The following is a 16,691-nucleotide window of genomic DNA, read 5'->3' as shown; positions in this document are numbered from 1 at the left end:
GCGACGATGAGCCGAGGTGTCCTTGCGGCACCGGGCGTCGCCTCCGGGTCGGCGGGCTCTCCCGCCGCGACGGCGCCCTCTGATCCCACGGGGAGGGGTCATGTTCTCTCGACGGATCGTCTCCCGTATCGGCGTCGGACTCGGCGCGGTCGCCCTGGCCAGCGCACCGGTGGTGGCGTACGCCAACGCCTCGCACGCGCCCTCCAGGCCGCCGGCCAGCTGCAGCAACAAGGGCTGCAACGGCAAGGACCCGCAGTCCACCGGCTGCTCCAGCACCTTCGAGGCCCGCTCCATCCGCACCACGCCGATCATGAGCAAGGGCAAGCAGATCGGCACCGTCGAGCTGCGCTGGTCGCCGTTCTGCGGCAACAACTGGGCCCGGGTGACCACCGTCGGCGGCGTGTCGGCGAACCTGTCGGCCACCGCCACCCGCCAGGACCACGCGAAGATGTCGGCCAGCGGCAGGGGCACCGTGCTGTGGACGCCGATGATCTTCGGGCGGGACCTGTGCGTGGCCGCGACCGGGACGGTGAACGGGGTCAGCGCCACCACGCCGTGCGTGTGAGCCGCCAGAGGCGCACACTGGTGACCGAGGACGTCTCCTAACGAGGGGCGGGCGCACGACATTGGCGCCCGCCCCGCACTCATGTGCGCATCGGGTCGTCCGTGGCGTTCAGACCAGGTCCAGGAGCTCTGTCAGGGAGCTGATGGTGGCGACGCCGCCGCTCGCGGCCCCGGCTCCCCTCCCGGCCGCCGTGTCCACGTCCACGTCCCCGTCCCCCGCGTCCCCGGCCCCCGCCTCCCGCACCATCGCGCGGCCCTGATACCCCAGGGCGATCGCGGCCGCGACCAACTCCGGATCGTCGTCCACGAACAAGCACTCGCCGGGCTCCAGCCCCAGGGCGTCGCTGGCGTGCCGGTACATCCGCGGATCCGGCTTGGTGCAGCCCAGCACCGCCGAGATCGCGTACGCGGCGAAGAACCCGTTCAAGCCCAGGGCCGCGTGCAGGTCCGGCAGGTTCGGCCAGGCGTCCGAGACCACCGCCATCGGCACGCCGCGGGCCCGCAGCGCGGTCAGCGTCGGGATCACGTCCGGGAAGGACTCCAGGATCCCGCTCGGCGGGACCTCCCGGACCAGGTCCGCCAACAGCTCCGGGGTCGCCTCCACCCCGATCCGCGCCAGCATCGCGCGATGGTAGTCGTGCCTGTCGGGGGTCGTCGTCACGGCGGCCATGAACCGGTCGCCTTCCGAGACCGCCGCGGCCAGCTGGTCGGCGGTGACGTGCGGCGCGTGTGCCCTGACCGTCGGCTCGAAGTCCGCGCGGGGGTTCCAGCGGCCGCCGATCGGCCGTATCAGGACGCCGCCGGAGTCCAGGAGAAGGGCCTTCGGTGTCTCCGGAGTCTGATTCACAGCCCCGATAATAGATCGCCGTGCTCCGCGACCTGCTCCAGCGCCCGGGTCGGGGAGAAGCGCAGGTCATCGGGACGTTCGGCGGCCGCCAACTGTTCCCACGTCACCGGTGTCGACACCGTGGGCCGGGGCCGGGCCCGCAGCGAGTAGGCGGCCACGGTGGTCTTGGAGTGCGTGTTCTGCGACCAGTCCATGAACACCTTCCCGGGGCGCTCCCGCTTCGCCATGTTCGACACCACCAGGTCGGGGAGCTGGGCCTCCATGCCCAGGGCGATGGTGTGGGCGAGTTCGCGGGCCTGCTCGGCGGTGACGCCGTCCAGCGGCGCGTACAGGTGCAGGCCCTTGCCGCCGGAAGTCTTCGCGCGCAGGTCCATGCCGTGCGTGGCGAGCAGTTCGCGGGCGGCGAAGGCGACGCGGACGCAGTCCAGGACCGTGGCCGGCGGGCCCGGGTCCAGGTCCAGCACCAGCAGGTCGTGGTGCTCGGGGTCGGCCACGCGCCACTGCGGCACGTGGAACTCGATCGCCGCCAGGTTCGCCGCCCAGATCAGCGAGGGCAGGTCGTCGATGAGGACGTGCTCGATGTGCTTGCCGGAGCCGGTGGCGGCGACGGAGGCGGTGCGGACCCAGTCCGGGCGGTGCGACGGGGCGTGCTTGGCGAAGAACCCCGGCTCGTCCACGCCGTCCGGGTGGCGGATCAGCGTCGCCGCGCGGCCGGCCAGGTGCGGCAGCATCACCGGCGCGACGCGCGCGTAGTAGCTCAGGACCTCACCCTTGGTGAAGCCGGTCTCCGGATACAGCACCTTGTCGAGGTTGGTCAGCTTCACCCTGCGGCCGTCGATCTCGACGGTCTGCGAGGCCGGGGTGCGGGAGTCAGGACTCACGGGTCACCTCCGAGGCGTCGATGTCGGGCCGGATGCCTTGGAACACCGGGTGCCGCAGGCGCCCCTTCGGCGTCCACTCGCCGTACGTCACCTCGGCCACCACGACCGGCCGCACCCAGGTGGCCACCCGGGCGTCGGGGGCGTCCACGGCGGTGGCGAACGGGCTCTCCGGCACCGCCAGCTCCGTCAGCGCCTCCAGCAGGGCCCGCCGGTCGTGCTCGGTGAAGCCGCTGCCGACCTTGCCGGCGTAGCGCAGCTCCCCGGCGGCGTCCGGCACGCCCAGCAGCAGCGCGCCGATCCCGCGCGGCGGCCGGCCCGCGGCGGCGCCCTCCCGCTTGAGCGGGGTGAAGCCGCCGACGACCACGGACTGCGAGGCCGTGATCTTGATCTTGCGCCAGGCCGGGGAACGCGTCCCGGGCTGGTAGGGCGAGTCCAGGCGCTTGGCGACGACGCCCTCCAGCCCGGCCGCCCGCGCCGTCGCGAGCACGTCGGCCACCGGGGTGCCGGGGAACGAGGGCGGGGTCTGCCAGTTCGGCCCGGACAGCTCCAGCGCCTCCAGCAGCTCGCGGCGCGCCGAGTAGGGCAGCTCCAGGGTGGAGCGGCCGTCCAGGTGCAGCAGGTCGAAGACCAGGTAGGAGACCGGGTTCGTGCGGGACAGGCGCAGCGCCTCCGAGCTCTTGGCGCCGAAGCGGCCCTGCAGCGCGGCGAAGCTGACCCGGCCGGATTCGTCCAAGGCGACGATCTCGCCGTCGAGCAGCAGCTGCGCACTGCTCACCGTCTTCGCCAGCGCCTTGATCTCCGGATAGCTGTCGGTGATGTCGTTGCCGTTGCGCGAGCGCAGCCGGGCCCGGCCGCCCTCGATGCGGCACAGGGCCCTGATGCCGTCCCACTTGAACTCGGCGGCCCAGCCGCGGTCGGACGGAGCCGGCGCCGGCCCGAGGACGGCGAGCATCGGCCGCAGGGTGTCCGGCATCGGTGCCGGCTCGGGGTCCTGCCCCTTCTCCCGGTGGATCATCCAGTCGGCGCCGCCGGTGCGGAACAGGGTGTAGCGGCCGCTGAGGCGCTCGCCCGCGAGGTCGACCTTGACCTCGTCGTCGGTCCACTTCAGGAGCGTGTAGGTGCCGCGGTCGTAGGTGGCCACGGTGCCCGCGCCGTACTCGCCGGCCGGGATGCGCCCGGCGAAGTCGGCGTATTCCACCGGATGGTCCTCGGTGGGCACGGCACGGTGGTTCCGCCGCGGATCGGTCGGGACGCCCTTCGGCAACGCCCAGGAGACCAGGACCCCGTCGTGCTCCAGACGGAAGTCCCAGTGCAGGGCGGTCGCACGGTGTTCCTGCACCACGAAGATCGGCTCCCGGTCACCTTCACGCGACTTCGGTCCGCCCTCCGGCACCGGCTCGGGAGTGCGGGCGGCGTCCCGCTTGGCGCGGTACTCCCGCAGCCGGTCCGGTCTCTCCGCTGCTCCGGGTGCCACTGCTCCATGACAACCTGTGGATGCTTATGGTGCGAGTCCGGGTGATCCGAATTAGCGTCGGGGTCATGCGGGCGATCTGGAGCGGAGTGATCTCCTTCGGGATGGTGGCCGTCCCGGTGAAGATGTACGGCGCGACCGAGGAGAAGCGGGTCGCGTTCCACCAGGTGCACGCCGCCGACGGCGGCCGGGTGCGGCAGAAGCGGGTCTGCGAGCTGGACGGCGAGGAGGTGCAGCTGGCCGACGTCGCCAAGGGCTACCAGCTGCCCGACGGCGACGTGGTGGTACTCACCGGCAAGGACTTCGAGGACCTGCCCGAAGCGACCGCCAAGACCATCGCGGTCGAGTCCTTCGTCCCGGAGGAGCAGATCGATCCGATCATGTATTCGAAGTCCTACTACCTGGCCCCGGACAAGCTCGGCGTCCGCCCCTACGCCCTCCTCCGCGACGCCATGGAGTCCTCCGGCCGCGTGGCGGTGGTGCGGTTCGCGATGCGCGAGCGGGAGAGCCTGGCCGCGCTGCGGGTCCGCGATGGCGTCCTGGTGCTGGAGACCATGTTGTGGGCCGACGAGATCCGCGAGCCGGACTTCGACGTCCTGGAGAAGGGCGACAAGGCCGAACCGAAGGCCGCCGAGCTGAAGATGGCCGAACTTCTGATCGACTCCCTCAGCGCCGACTTCCACCCCGAGGACTACCACGACAACTATCGCGAGGCGCTGGAAGAGGTCATCGAGGCCAAGGTCGCCGGGCGTGAGGTGGTGACGCCGCCGGCCCCGGCCGAGGGCGGCGCGCAGGTGATCGATCTGATGGCGGCGTTGAAGGCGAGCGTGGAGGTGGCGAAGAAGACGCGCGGTGCCGTGGAGGAGGAGGCGGCTGGGGCGGGGAAGAAGGCGGGGGCGAAGAAGGCAGCGGCTTCGGCGGCGAAAAGCTCTGCGACGCCGAAGCGGGCGGCCAAGGGCGCCCGGGCGACGGCGAAGGCTGCGGACCCGCATGCCAAGCCGGGGCGGAAGAAGACTGCGGCGAAGTCGACGTCGACGCGGCGGAGTGCGTGATGCTGCGGTTGGCCTGACTAAGGCAGAACCACCAGCCGTCCGATCGCCTCCCCACCAGCCAGCCGCGCCAACCCGGCCGGCGCCTCCTCAAAGGCCAACCGCTCACCGACCAAGGTTTTGACAACACCGGCTTCCGCCATCCGCGTCAGCTCCCGGTGACAAGCCGCAACCGCTTCAGGGTCCTTGCTCCGGTACAACCCCCAGTGCAAGCCGAGGATCGAGTAGTTCTTGACCAGCGCATGATTCAAAGCCGGCGAGGGGATGACACCGCCGGCGAATCCGACCACGATGATGCGGCCTTCGAAAGCGACGCACTTGGTCGAGCCCTGATAGGCGGCGCCGCCGACCGGATCGTAGACGACGTCGGCCCCCCGCCCGCCGGTGGCGTCCTTGACGGCGGCGACGAAGTCCTGCTCGTGGCGGTCGATGACGACGTCGGCGCCCAGGGCCCGGGCGGCGTCGGCCTTCGCCTCGCCGCCGGCCACCGCGATCACGCGCGCTCCGGCCGCCTTGCCGAGCTGCACCGCCGCGCTGCCCACGCCGCCCGCCGCGGCGTGCACCAGCAGCGTCTCGCCGGCCTGCAGGTGTGCCCGGCGGTGCAGGCCGAACCAGCCGGTCTGATAGGCGAGCAGGAAGCCGGCGGCCTCGGCGTCGTCGAGGGCGGGTGGGGCCGGGTACGCGGAGTCCGACGCCACGACGGTGTACTCGGCCAGGGCCCCGTGCGGGAGGACCGGCATGCCGATGACGCGCTCGCCGGTGTCGACGACCTCGCCGCACAGTTCCACGCCCGGGGTGTAGGGCAGGGGTGGCTGCACCTGGTACTGGCCGCGGCACATGAGGACGTCGGGGAAGTTCAGGGCGGCGGCGCGGACCTTCACCAGGACCTGGCCGGGGCCGGGGGCCGGGGCGGGGACGTCGGTGGAGCGCAGGACGTCGGCGGGCTCGCCGTGGGTGGGGACCTGCCAGGCTTTCACGGCGGTGGCCTTTCGGGTGGGGTCGGTCCTCGGGGGTCAGATTGAGGTCGGTCTGAGGTCGGTCTGGAGTCGGCCTGGGGGTTCAGTCCTGACCCCGATCCTTCCACCCGGCGCGGGCGATCACCAGCGTCACGGCCTCGTCGAGGTGCTGGTGGACGTCGTGCGGGTTGCCGGCACGCTCGGCGCGGGCCCGGGCCATGGCCGCCTCGTCGAGGACGACGGCCGGCGGGCGGTGGGCCAGCAGGGCGGACAGCAGATCGTCGGCGGGCTGCGCCAGCTCGGAGCCGTCGAGGGCGACCTGGGCGAGGATGAGGGCTGACATGGCCCAGTCCAGGACGGGGTCGTCCTCGCGGGTGTTGGTCCAGTCGATGACGACCGGGCCCTCGGCGGTGAGGATGACGTTCAGCGGGTGCAGGTCGAGGTGGAGGATGGCCGTGCCCGCGCCGTCGCGGACCGGGACCGTGTGCAGTCGCACCAGCAGCTCGGCGAGCATCGCCCCGACCCGGTCGGCGTCCAGCTCCCCGGCCAGCGCCGCCTCCAGCAGCGTCGGCCCGGCCGCCCGGCGCATCACCAGATCCTCGGGCGTGCCGCCGTCCGGCCGCACCTCCGGCACCGGGTAGCCGTGTGCGTGGAGGTGGGCCATCACCGCGGCCTCGCGCGCCTGCGGGCGCCGGTCCCGCGTGCGGCGCAGGACCCAGGAGTCGTCGAGGGCGTACACGTCCGCGTCGCGGCCGGAGCCGATCAGTTCACCGGTCTGCATGCCCGAACGGTAGCCGCTCGGGGCGTCGCCGCGCCGTTCGGGTGTTCTACTCTGAGCGGCCATGTCCAGTGCTCTCTTGACACTGATCGACGAGCTCGGCGCGGCGGTCCGCGCCGACGACCCCGCACGTTCCACCGGTGCAGCGGGGCGGCGTGGGCGGCGGCGCAGCAGGCCGCGCCCGCGGAACTGACGGCCGGCGTCGAGCGCCTGGCCCCGCTGCTGGTCGGCTGCGGCGGCGTCTTCGCCAAGACCGCGGTGCTCGCCGGCGCGTTGGTCGGCTCGCCCTGGACCCCGCCTCCGGCCGCGGCTTCGCCCTGACGATGAGCGGCGTCGGCGACAACTACCAGCTGCACACCCTGCTGGCCGACCGCCTGCTGGGGCCGGGGCTGCTGCCGGGGGAGCGCCCCGACCCGGCGCGGGTCGACGCGGCCGGCACCGGCCACCCGGGCCCGCTCGCCGAGCCCGTCTACCGCCGCTTCCGTCTGTTCGACGGCCACGGCGCCTACGTCTTCCCCGAAGGCGCCCCGCGGACATCGAGCCGTTGGACGGCACCCGCGTGCTGGTGCTGCACCCGCCGCGCGGCGCCTTCGGCTGGTCGGTCGGGCGGGTGTTCGAGCACATGCTGCCCGAGGTGCGGTTGGAGCGGGAGCTGGGGGCGGAGGAGGCCGCGGGGTGGCTGGCGCGGGTGGCGCCGGCGCGCGAGGACGACCTGATGGGCGTCAACCCGTAGGGGGCGCTCCGTCGTTTCTCTGCCCCCTTATTCACTCGCGGTACCGTGGCCGCATGATGGGGTCACTAATCATCATCGATCTGCCGGGTCCGGTGGCCGCGGAGCGGCTGGCGGAGCTCGGGACGGTGCTCAGGGGGCTCGGCGGGCGCTTCGAGGAGGCGCGGGCCGGATCGTACGACGTGGAGGTCGAGCCGGGGCGGCTCGGGGTGGCGGATCCGGAGGGCGGAGGGCCTCGGCTCTTCACCGTCAGCATCGCGGGGCCCGGGTTCGGGGACGAGGGGGTCTTCCGGGCCGAGCACGACGGGGATCCCGATCTGGAGCCGGTCATCGGGTTCACGCCGACGCACGACGTGGTGATCGCGACGCGGGGTCGGGAGCTGAGCGACCGGTTGCTGCTCGTCGAGCTCGGGGCGGTGGTGCAGGAAGTGGTCGGCGGACTGGCCGACATCAGGGTGTCCTCGCGGCTGGTGGACGGGGTGCGGGGACTGCCCGGGGTGGCCGCCGTCGTCGCCGTCGAGGACGGGTCGCCGCGGGTGTTCGGGAACGCGGAGTTCCTCCGGGCGTGGGCGGCCGATCCGGGGTTCGGGGATCACGCGGTGGGGGCCGGGCGCCCCAGGAGCCACTTCTGACACTCGCGTCACTTCTCTCACAGCTGAGAGGCATTATTCGTCACCACAGGTAGCCGCGGCGCTCCGATGTGGGGAGCTCCTGCTCACCGGTTGACACGTTCGAACAAAACTTCGAGTATGGCCGCGTGGCGATGATCGCGCAGGTGTTCGACGAGGAGGGCGGGGCGCGGGGGCGTTCGGAGCGTGAGCGGGCGGCGGAGGTCGCACGGTTGCGGGTGCTGCTCGGGGGATCGGCGGGCGGCGTCGGCGTCGGCGTCGGTGGCAGTGCCGGTGGCGGCTTGCTCGAAGACGGTGTCGGTGTCGGCGTTGGTATCGGTGTCGGTGTCAGTGTCGGCGGCAGAATCGGCGGCGCCGAAGACGCCGAAGCCCCCGACGTGCCGGCCTTACCGGCGTTGCGCGGCGTGCTGCCCGGCGGCGTCCTCCGCCGCGGCGGTGTGGTGGCGGTGCAGGACCGGACGCGGTCCTGGGGCGAGGCCCCGAGCTATCTGGCCCTGGCGCTCGCGGCCGGCGCCTCGGCCGGGGGAGCGTGGTGCGGCGTGGTCGGCCTGCCCGCCTTCGGCATCGCGGCGGCCGCGGGGATGGGCGCCGACCTCGGCCGCTTCCTGATGGTGGACGAACCCGGGGACCGCTGGGCCGAGGCGGTGGGGGTGCTGGCCGGCGCGGTGGACCTGCTGCTGGTGCGTCCCCCGCGCCTCCCGAACGGCGAGCACGTCCGGCGCATCGGCGCCCGTATCCGGCGCACCGTCCGCCAGCGCGGCGCCGCGCTCGTGGTGGCCGGCGAGTGGCCCGGCGCCGACCTGCGCCTGCGCCTGACCGACGCGGCGTGGTCCGGCCTCGGCGCCGGCACCGGGCACCTGACCGGACGCCGCGTCACGCTTGCCGCAGACGGCCGGGGCGCGGCCGGTCGCGAGCGCACCGCCCGGCTGTGGCTGCCCGCCGCCGACGGCGCGGTGCGCGAATGGGCCGGCGAGGCCATGGAGACCGGCGACGTGTCCGCGGCCGGGCGGCAGCCCTTCGGCGTGTCGGCGGAGATCCGGGAAGGCGGTGAGGTCGTGCGCCTCTGGAGCGCGTGACGGCCGGGCCCCGAAACCGCCTTGTGAGCAGTCTGACGAACCGCACCACCCAGGAAAGGAGCCATCGCGATGTCCGCCGCCGCCGTCCCCGCCGTCCCCGACCGCGCGCTCGCCGTGTGGTGCCCGGACTGGCCGGTGGTGGCGGTGGGCGCCGACCCCGACACGGCGGCGGCCGTGGTCGTCAAGAACGTGATCGTCGCCTGCTCCTTCGCGGCGCGCGCCGACGGGGTGCGCCGCGGCCAGCGGACGCGGGACGCCCAGCGGCTGGCCCCGGGCCTGGTGCTGTACGCCCGCGACGAGGCCGCCGAGGCGCGCGCCTTCGAACCGGTGCTGGCCGTGCTGGCCGAGTACACGCCGCGCTTCGAGGTGGTGCGGCCGGGGCTGGCGGCGCTGCCGCTGGACGCCCCGGCGCGCTACTTCGGCGGTGAGGACCTGGTCGTGCGCGGCATCCGCGACCGGATCGGGGAGCTCGGCGTCGGCGCGGGCGTCGGGGTGGCCGACGGGGTGTTCGCCGCCGCCCTGGCCGCGCGCAGCGACACCCGCGTCGTGCCGGGACGGACCGCGGAGTTCCTGGCCCCGTTCCCGACCTCGGTGCTGGAGCTGCCGGAGCTGGTCGAGCCGCTGGGCCGGCTGGGCGTGCCGACGCTGGGCCGGCTGGCCGGGCTCCCGGCGGACGCGGTGGCCGGCCGGTTCGGCGCGGACGGGGTGGCGGCGCACCGGCTGGCGCGCGGCCTGGACGCCCGGCCCCCGGCCCCGCTGCGACAGGGCCCCGACCTGTCCGTGGAGGCGGTGTTCGACCCGCCGGCCGACGGCTCGGAGCGGATCGTGTTCGCGGCCAAGGCGCTCGCCGACGAGCTGCACACCGTGCTCGCGCAGGCCGGTGTCGCGGGCGTGCGGGTGGCGGTGGAGATCCACGGCGCGGCCGGCGCCGGGGCCGAGCCCGAGGTGTCGTACCGGCTGTGGCGGCACGAGGGGCTGCTGTCGAGCACCGCGGTGGCCGAACGGGTCCGGTGGCAGCTGTCCGGCTGGCAGACCACCCTCCAGGGGAAGCAGGAGTCTGGTCTTGAGGCGGGTGCCGACCACGGCATCACCCGCCTGCGCCTCATCCCCGACCACCTCATCCCGGCCCGCGGCGTCCAGCCCGGGCTGTGGGGCGCCGACGAGGCGCCCGACCGCATCGCCCGCGCCGCCGAACGCCTGCAGGCCATGTACGGCCCCGACGCCGTCACCCTCCCCGCCGGCCGGGGCGGCCGCACCCCGCTCGACCAGGGCGTCCGCACGCCCTACGGCGACCTCCCGCCGGACCCGGCCGAGGCCGCGCCCTGGCCCGCCGCGCTCCCGGCCCCCGCGCCGGCCGATGTGCCCCGCAGTCCGCGCCCCGCCGAGGTCGCCGACCGCGACGGCGTCCCGGTCACCGTCTCCGGGCGCCTGCGGGTCTCCGCGCCGCCCGCCGAGCTCGTGCTGCCCGGCACCCGCGAGCGCCTGCGGATCCTGGCCTGGGCCGGGCCCTGGCCGCTGACCGAGCGCTGGTGGGAGCCCGCGGCGGCGGTGCGGCAGGCCCGCTTCCAGGTCGTCACCGACGACGGCCGCGCCTGGCTGCTGGCCGTGCGGGACGGCGCCTGGCTGGTCGAGGCGGTGTACGACTGATGGGCACGGCGGACGGCTGATGGGCGCCTTCAACCCGGTCATCCCGTGGCGGGAGCTGGAGAAGCGCCTCACCTGGGGCCGCTACGGCGAGGCCGAGCAGGCCGCCCCCGAACCGTCCGGGGCGGCCGGCCCGCGCCGCACCGCCAAGCTGCACCCCCGCTACGCCGAGCTGCACGCCCACTCCCACTTCTCCTTCCTCGACGGCGCCTCCAGCCCCACCGAACTGGTCGCCGAGGCCGCCCGCCTGGGCCTGCACGGCCTGGCCGTCACCGATCACGACGGCTTCGCCGGCGCCATGCAGTACAAGCAGGCCGTTCAGGAACAGGCGCCCGAGCTGGCCACGGTCTTCGGCGCCGAGCTGTCCCTGGAGCTGACGGCGGCGCGCACCGGGACCGCCGACCCGGCCGGCAGCCACCTGCTGGTGCTGGCCCGCCGGGCCGAGGGCTACCGGCGGCTGTCCGCGGCCATCGGCAAGGCGCAGCTGGCCGGGAAGGAGAAGGGGCGGCCGGTGTACGACCTCGACGACCTGGCCGCGGCCGCCGCCGGGGAGCACGGCGGGGGCCACTGGACCATCCTCACCGGCTGCCGCAAGGGCACGGTCCGCCAGGCGCTGGAGCGGCACGGGCTCACCGAGGCCGGCGCCGCGGCCGCCGACGCCGAACTCAGGAAGCTGATGGACCGGTTCGGCCGCGGGAACGTCGTGGTCGAGCTCACCGACCACGACCAGCCGCTGGACGACGCCCGCAACCGCCTGCTGGCCCGGCTGGCGGCCCGGCACGGGCTGCCGACCGTGGCCACCGGCAACGTCCACTACGCCCGCCCGGCCGACTACCGCCTGCACACCGCCTTGGCCGCGCTGCGGGCCCGGCGCACCCTGGCCGAGATGGACGGCTGGCTGCCCGGCGCGCCCACCGCCTACCTGCGCAGCGGCGCCGAGATGCTGGCCCGCTTCCCCGAGCGCGAGTTCGGCCCGGCCGTCACCTTCAGCGCCGACCTGGCCGCCGACCACGCCTTCGACTTCGACACCGTCAAACCGCGGCTGCCGGACTACCCGGTGCCGCCGGGCCACACCGAGGCCAGCTGGCTCAGGCACCTGACCTACGAGGGCGCGGCGCTGCGCTACGGGCCGGAGAACGAGAATCCCGAGGCGTACAAGCAGATCGCGTACGAGCTCGACGTCATCGCGGACCTGGAGTTCCCCGGCTACTTCCTCATCGTCTACGACATCGCGGAGTTCTGCCGGGCCAAGGGCATCCTGGCGCAGGGCCGCGGTTCGGCCGCGAACAGCGCGGTCTGCTTCGCCCTGGGCATCACCAGCGTCGACTCGGTCCGGCACGGCCTGGTCTTCGAGCGCTTCCTGTCCCCGGTGCGGGACGGGCCGCCGGACATCGACGTCGACATCGAGGCCGGCCGCCGCGAGGACGTGATCCAGCACGTCTACGAGAAGTACGGCCGCGACCGCGCCGCCATGGTCTGCAACGTCATCACCTACCGGGCCCGGCTGGCGCTGCGCGACTCGGCGCGCGTGCTGGGCTACTCCCCGGGCACGGTCGACGCCTGGGCCGGCACCGTCGGGCCGCACGAGGGCGTACCGGACGGCTCCGAGGAGATCCCGGATCAGGTGCTGGAACTGGCCGGGCAGCTCCAGCGCCGCCCCCGGCACCTGGGCATCCACAACGGCGGCATGGTCATCGTGGACCGGCCGCTGGCCCAGGTGGTGCCGATCGAGTGGGCCCGCCGCGAGGGCCGCACCGTGCTGCAGTGGGACAAGGACGACTGCGCGGCCGCCGGGCTGGTCAAGTTCGACCTGCTGGGCCTGGGCATGCTCGGGGCCATCCACGACGCGCTGGACCTGATCGCCGAGCACCACGGCCGCCGCCTGGGGCTGCACGAACTGCCGCAGGACGGCGACCCCGAGGCGGCGGCCGTCTACGCGATGATCCAGGACGCCGACACGGTCGGGGTGTTCCAGATCGAGTCGCGGGCCCAGATGTCGACGCTGCCCCGGCTCAAGCCGAACAGCTTCTACGACCTCGTGGTCGAGGTGGCGCTGATCCGGCCCGGGCCGATCCAGGGCGGCGCGGTGCACCCCTACCTGCGCCGCCGCAACGGCGACGAGGAGGTCGCCTACCCGCACGAGAGCCTGGAGCCGGTGCTGCGGCGGACGCTGGGCGTCGTGCTGTTCCAGGAGCAGGCCATGCAGATGGCGATCGCGGCGGCCGGGTTCAGCGCCGCCGAGGCCGACCGGCTGCGGCAGGCCATGGGCTCCAAGCGCTCGCCGGAGCGGATGGCCGAGCTGAAGGGGCGGCTGATGGCCGGGATGGCCGAGCGCGGCATCACCCCGGAGGTCGCCGAGGACATCTACACCAAGCTGCACGCGTTCTCCGGGTACGGATTCCCCGAGTCGCACTCGGTGTCGATGGCGTACATCGTGTGGTGCAGCTGCTATCTGAAGCGGTACTACCCGGCCGCGTTCACCGCCGCGCTGCTGAACAACCAGCCGATGGGTTTCTACAGCCCGGCTTCGCTGATCACCGACGTGCGACGGCACGGGGTGCGGGTCCGGCGGGTGGATGTGAACGCGTCGGGGGCGAAGGCCACTTTGGAGGACGCTGAGGACGCTGAGGACGCTGAGGGCGCTGAGGGCGCTGAGGGCGCTGATACGGCCGCCGCGGCCGGCGCGGCCGGCACGCCCCGCCGCCCGCGGCACAAGCACGCCTCGCCGATCCCGCAGCCGGCGATCCGGCAGGGCCTGTCCAGCGTGCGCGACCTCGGCGACGACGCGGCCGAGGCGGTGGTCGCCGAGCGGGAGGCCGGCGGGCCGTTCACCGGACTCGAGGACTTCATCGTGCGCACCGGGCTGTCCCGCCCGGCGCTGGAGGCACTGGCCACCGCCGGCGCGTTCGGCTGCTTCGGACTGGGCCGCCGCGAGGCGTTGTGGACCGCCGGGGCGCTGGCCGGCACCACCGCCGGGCACCTGCCGGGCACGGCGCCCGGCGTGACGGTCCCGGACCTGGACCCGCTGACACCGGTGGAGACCACGCTGGCCGACCTGTGGGCCACCGGGACCAGCCCCGAGGACCACCCGATCGGACACCTGCGGGCCCGCCTGGCGCTGCGCGGCGTGCTCCCGGCCGCGGACCTGAAGACCGCCCGCAACCGCAGCCTGGTCCGGGTCGCCGGGCTCGTCACGCACCGCCAGCGGCCCCCGACCGCGCACGGCACCTGCTTCCTCGGCCTGGAGGACGAGACCGGGCTGATCAACGTGATCTGCCCGGCACCGGTGTGGGAACGACAGCGCCGGGTCGCGCTCGGGCACGGCGCCCTGCTGATCCACGGGACGCTGGAACGGACCGACGGGGCGGTGAACGTGGTCGCCGGCCGGATCGAGCCGCTGCGGGCGGGAGTGGGACGGAAGGCACGGGACTTCCGGTGAGGATCCGGCCCGAATCAGGAGGCGAGCAGCGCGGGGCGGAGGTCTGCGTCCTCGCAGCCTTCGCAGCCTTCGCGGTCGTTTACGACGGGAGGGCAAAGGACAGGGCAAGTCCCGGTTGCGCCGGGCGCCCTGCCCGCTAGGCTGACCACTTCGGCGGAACGGATCATGGGGTGGCTCATGGGTGAGGTGCGGCTTTCCCACGAAGAGGCGACGGCGTTGCTGGAGCGCGGCGAGGCGGCGGCCGAGGCGCGCGACTGGGCCGTCGCGGCAGCCTGCTATGAGCAGTTCCTGGACGCGTTCCCCGATACCGAGTTCAGCACCGAACTCTGGTTCGACGTCGCGCTCTATCACAAGTTCCTGCGGAACTGGGACAAGGCCTACGAGCTCGGCAAGCAGGCGGCCGCCCGGGCCGGGGACGGCGCCGGCGAGCCCGCGTACTGGAACCTCGGCATCGCCGCGACGATGGTCCGCGACTGGGCCACCGCGCGCCGCGCCTGGACCAGGTTCGGCATCACCCTGGCGCCCGGCGAGGGCGAGATCCGGGACGGCTTCGGCATCGCCTGCGTGCGTCTGGACCCGGACGGCGAGGCCGAGGTGGTGTGGGTGCAGCGGGTCTGCCCCACCCGCGGCCGGGTGCTGTCCGTGCCGTTCACCGACCGGCGCTTCGGCGAGATCGTCGTCCACGACGGCGCCCCGAACGGCGAGCGCCGCGTCGGCGAGCACGCCTACCCGGTGTTCGACGAGCTGGCGCTGTGGCAGCCCTCGGAGACGGCGACCTGGCGCGCGCAGGTGACGGCCCCGGACGAGGCCGACATGCGGGCCCTGAGCGAGGCGTTCACCGACCGCGACCTGGCCATGGAACCGGTGGACAGCATCACCTTCCACTGCAAGTGCTGTAGCGAGGGCTCGATCGAGACCGACCGGACGACGGTGGCCGGAACGCGGGACGTGCTGCTGGCGGCGCCGGACGAGCCGTCGGCGCGCGCGGTGCTCGACGCATGGGCCGACGGCGGCGCGGGGCGCGCCTGGCATGCGATCCATGCGAAGGCCGACAGCGGGGGCGAGTAGAAGCCGCAGATCTCAGGCGGGGAGTGCGCCGCCGCTCCGACCAGTGTGTACCAGGGTGTACCAGTGTGCCCGGCGCCCCGGCCGCGACCGCCGTGCCGCGAGCAAGCCGTGCCACAGCAAGCCATACCGCGGCCTGGTCACACCTGAAACCCGCTGGCGCTCCCTACCCGCCGATGTGAGAGCATGCCAGGCGTAGGCGACGCCTGCCCCGGACGCGGCTAGAGGATTCGTTCGGCCGTTTCGACAAGGAAGTCAGAACTCCCTTGGGCTATCTCGCTTTGCTCCGCCTCCCGTTCATCACGCGGCTCCTCGCCGGGTCGCTCGTCGGCCGGCTGCCCGGCGGCATGTCGATCCTGATGATCCCGCTCGCGCTGCGCCGCTCCGGCCTGGACTACGGCTTCGTCGGCCTGGCCTCCGGGGCGCTGGCGGTCTCCGCCGCGGTCGGGGGACCGGTGCTGGGGCGGCTCGTGGACCGGGTCGGGCAGGTCACGGTGCTGGTCCCGGCGGCCGCGGCCTCCGGGCTCGGGTTCGTGATCCTCGCGTCGGCGCCCGGCGACCGGGCCGCGGTGCTGGTGGGCGTCGTCCTCGCCGGGGCCGCCGCGCCGCCGCTGGAGCCGTGCATCCGCATCCTGTGGCCCTCGCTGGTGCCGACCGACCGGCTGCCGTCGGCGTACGCGCTGGACTCGGCCGCCCAGGAGCTGATCTTCGTGTCCGGGCCGCTGGTGGTGGCCGGGTGCGTGGCGTGGGCCTCGCCGGCGGCGGCGCTGTGGCTCGGAGCCGGGCTGGGGGCGGTCGGCGTGCTGGTGGTGGCCACGGCGCGGCCGGTGCGGCACTGGCGCCCGGAGCCGCGCGAGGCGCACTGGCTCGGGCCGCTGCGCAGTCCCGGGCTGGTGGTGCTGCTGACGTCGCTGATCGGGCTCGGCGTCGCGATCGGCACGCTGAACGTGTTCCTGGTCGACTACGCCGAGCACCACCCGTTCCCCGGCGGCGCCGGCAGCATGATGGCGATCAACGCCTTCGGCTCGCTGCTCGGGGCGCTGGCCTACGGCGCGCGCCGGTGGCGCGGCTCGGGTCCGAACCAGCTGCTGGCGCTGCGGCTCGGGCTCGGGCTGTCGTACGCGCTGCTGCTGTTCGTGCCCGCGCCGCCGCTGATGGTGGCGGTCATGGTGGCGTCCGGACTGTGCTTCGCGCCGTCGCTGACGGTGCTGTTCATGCTCACCGGGGAGCTGGCGCCGGCCGGGACCGCCACCGAGGCGTTCGCGTGGCTGATCACGCTGTTCAGCGTGGGGGCGGCGACCGGCTCGGCGATCACCGGGTTCGTGGTGGACCACGCGGGACTGGGCACGGCGGCGGTGACGGCGGTGGCCGGCGTGGGCGCCGCGGTGCTGATCCAGCTGGCCGGACGCCGGTTCCTGGCCGAGGACCGGACGCTGCCTGCGGCCATGCTCGGCCAGATCGAGGAGGCCCTGCGGCTGGGCGGCGTTTCGGACGAGTGAGCCGGCCGCGGGCTCAGGTGTGGCCTGGCGCTGGCCGGATCGCTGGCGACTCCAGCGCTTTAG

14 protein-coding genes are annotated in these 16,691 nt (G+C 74.1%); 9 read left to right on the top strand and 5 right to left on the bottom strand.

The window, feature by feature from the left end; genetic code table 11:
* Window positions 1-100 precede the first annotated feature (100 nt).
* A complete protein-coding gene (locus ABD466_RS20155) occupies window positions 101-565 on the top strand; it encodes a DUF2690 domain-containing protein (protein WP_344658651.1) in 465 nt (154 codons plus the stop codon).
* Between the two features lie 108 nt (window positions 566-673).
* Here the strand turns inward: ABD466_RS20155 and ABD466_RS20150 are convergent, their stop codons facing one another.
* Genes ABD466_RS20150 through ligD (ABD466_RS20140) form a run of 3 tightly spaced genes read right to left on the bottom strand, consistent with a single transcriptional unit; the run spans window position 674 to window position 3,766 of the window.
* The gene (locus ABD466_RS20150) at window positions 674-1,411 is read right to left on the bottom strand and encodes an HAD family hydrolase (protein WP_344658650.1); all 738 of its coding nucleotides are present in this window, start codon (window positions 1,409-1,411) and stop codon (window positions 674-676) included.
* Window positions 1,408-2,292 (bottom strand): non-homologous end-joining DNA ligase, encoded by an 885-nt coding sequence (ligD, locus tag ABD466_RS20145; protein WP_344658649.1) that lies wholly within the window; start codon window positions 2,290-2,292, stop codon window positions 1,408-1,410. Before ligD (ABD466_RS20145) ends, ABD466_RS20150 begins: the two co-directional genes overlap by 4 nt.
* Window positions 2,282-3,766 (bottom strand): non-homologous end-joining DNA ligase, encoded by a 1,485-nt coding sequence (gene ligD / locus ABD466_RS20140; protein ID WP_344658648.1) that lies wholly within the window; start codon window positions 3,764-3,766, stop codon window positions 2,282-2,284. Before ligD (ABD466_RS20140) ends, ligD (ABD466_RS20145) begins: the two co-directional genes overlap by 11 nt.
* A gap of 65 nt (window positions 3,767-3,831) precedes the next feature.
* Between ligD (ABD466_RS20140) and ku the strand changes: the two genes are divergently transcribed.
* Window positions 3,832-4,815 carry a non-homologous end joining protein Ku gene (gene ku / locus ABD466_RS20135; protein ID WP_344658647.1) on the top strand — a complete coding sequence of 328 codons (984 nt, stop codon included), beginning with the start codon at window positions 3,832-3,834 and terminating at the stop codon, window positions 4,813-4,815.
* Between the two features lie 17 nt (window positions 4,816-4,832).
* On the opposite strand, the gene ABD466_RS20130 is transcribed toward ku, so the two are convergent.
* Together ABD466_RS20130 and ABD466_RS20125 are read right to left on the bottom strand one after the other, a co-directional pair.
* Entirely contained in the window at window positions 4,833-5,789 is a 957-nt protein-coding gene (locus ABD466_RS20130) for an NADPH:quinone oxidoreductase family protein (RefSeq protein WP_344658646.1), read from the bottom strand.
* An 82-nt stretch (window positions 5,790-5,871) separates the two neighbouring features.
* Window positions 5,872-6,549 carry a phosphotransferase gene (locus tag ABD466_RS20125; RefSeq protein ID WP_344658645.1) on the bottom strand — a complete coding sequence of 226 codons (678 nt, stop codon included), beginning with the start codon at window positions 6,547-6,549 and terminating at the stop codon, window positions 5,872-5,874.
* Window positions 6,550-7,090: 541 nt separating this feature from the next.
* Between ABD466_RS20125 and ABD466_RS20120 the strand changes: the two genes are divergently transcribed.
* The 7 genes from ABD466_RS20120 to ABD466_RS20090 all read left to right on the top strand — a co-directional run bounded on the left by ABD466_RS20120 (window position 7,091) and on the right by ABD466_RS20090 (window position 16,628).
* Complete coding sequence (locus ABD466_RS20120) at window positions 7,091-7,279, top strand: hypothetical protein (RefSeq protein ID WP_344658644.1); 189 nt, start codon at window positions 7,091-7,093, stop codon at window positions 7,277-7,279.
* Between the two features lie 53 nt (window positions 7,280-7,332).
* Window positions 7,333-7,908 carry a DUF6368 family protein gene (locus ABD466_RS20115; protein WP_344658643.1) on the top strand — a complete coding sequence of 192 codons (576 nt, stop codon included), beginning with the start codon at window positions 7,333-7,335 and terminating at the stop codon, window positions 7,906-7,908.
* A gap of 125 nt (window positions 7,909-8,033) precedes the next feature.
* A complete protein-coding gene (locus ABD466_RS20110) occupies window positions 8,034-8,981 on the top strand; it encodes a hypothetical protein (protein WP_344658642.1) in 948 nt (315 codons plus the stop codon).
* Window positions 8,982-9,050: 69 nt separating this feature from the next.
* Window positions 9,051-10,628: a DNA polymerase Y family protein gene (locus ABD466_RS20105; RefSeq protein WP_344658641.1), complete on the top strand. Its 1,578-nt coding sequence runs from the start codon at window positions 9,051-9,053 to the stop codon at window positions 10,626-10,628.
* A gap of 19 nt (window positions 10,629-10,647) precedes the next feature.
* A complete protein-coding gene (locus ABD466_RS20100; RefSeq protein WP_344658640.1) occupies window positions 10,648-14,064 on the top strand; it encodes an error-prone DNA polymerase in 3,417 nt (1,138 codons plus the stop codon).
* Window positions 14,065-14,241: 177 nt separating this feature from the next.
* Window positions 14,242-15,132, top strand: coding sequence for a tetratricopeptide repeat protein (locus ABD466_RS20095; protein ID WP_344658639.1), 891 nt, complete (start codon window positions 14,242-14,244; stop codon window positions 15,130-15,132).
* A 263-nt stretch (window positions 15,133-15,395) separates the two neighbouring features.
* A complete protein-coding gene (locus ABD466_RS20090; RefSeq protein ID WP_344658638.1) occupies window positions 15,396-16,628 on the top strand; it encodes an MFS transporter in 1,233 nt (410 codons plus the stop codon).
* Window positions 16,629-16,691 lie beyond the last annotated feature (63 nt).

Source organism: Catenulispora subtropica (assembly GCF_039531675.1).
GTDB classification, from domain to species: Bacteria; Actinomycetota; Actinomycetes; order Streptomycetales; family Catenulisporaceae; genus Catenulispora; species Catenulispora subtropica.
Note: the sequence above shows the minus strand (reverse complement) of the source record. Positions and strands in the feature narration are given on the sequence as shown.

Excerpts from the sequence above, each read along its gene's own strand:
- ABD466_RS20155 (WP_344658651.1), top strand. The coding sequence starts at position 101 with ATGTTCTCTCGACGGATCGTCTCCCGTATCGGCGTCGGACTCGGCGCG.
- ku (WP_344658647.1), top strand. The coding sequence starts at position 3,832 with ATGCGGGCGATCTGGAGCGGAGTGATCTCCTTCGGGATGGTGGCCGTC.
- ABD466_RS20125 (WP_344658645.1), bottom strand. The coding sequence starts at position 6,549 with ATGCAGACCGGTGAACTGATCGGCTCCGGCCGCGACGCGGACGTGTAC.
- ABD466_RS20115 (WP_344658643.1), top strand. The coding sequence starts at position 7,333 with ATGATGGGGTCACTAATCATCATCGATCTGCCGGGTCCGGTGGCCGCG.
- ABD466_RS20105 (WP_344658641.1), top strand. The coding sequence starts at position 9,051 with ATGTCCGCCGCCGCCGTCCCCGCCGTCCCCGACCGCGCGCTCGCCGTG.
- ABD466_RS20100 (WP_344658640.1), top strand. The coding sequence starts at position 10,648 with ATGGGCGCCTTCAACCCGGTCATCCCGTGGCGGGAGCTGGAGAAGCGC.
- ABD466_RS20095 (WP_344658639.1), top strand. The coding sequence starts at position 14,242 with ATGGGTGAGGTGCGGCTTTCCCACGAAGAGGCGACGGCGTTGCTGGAG.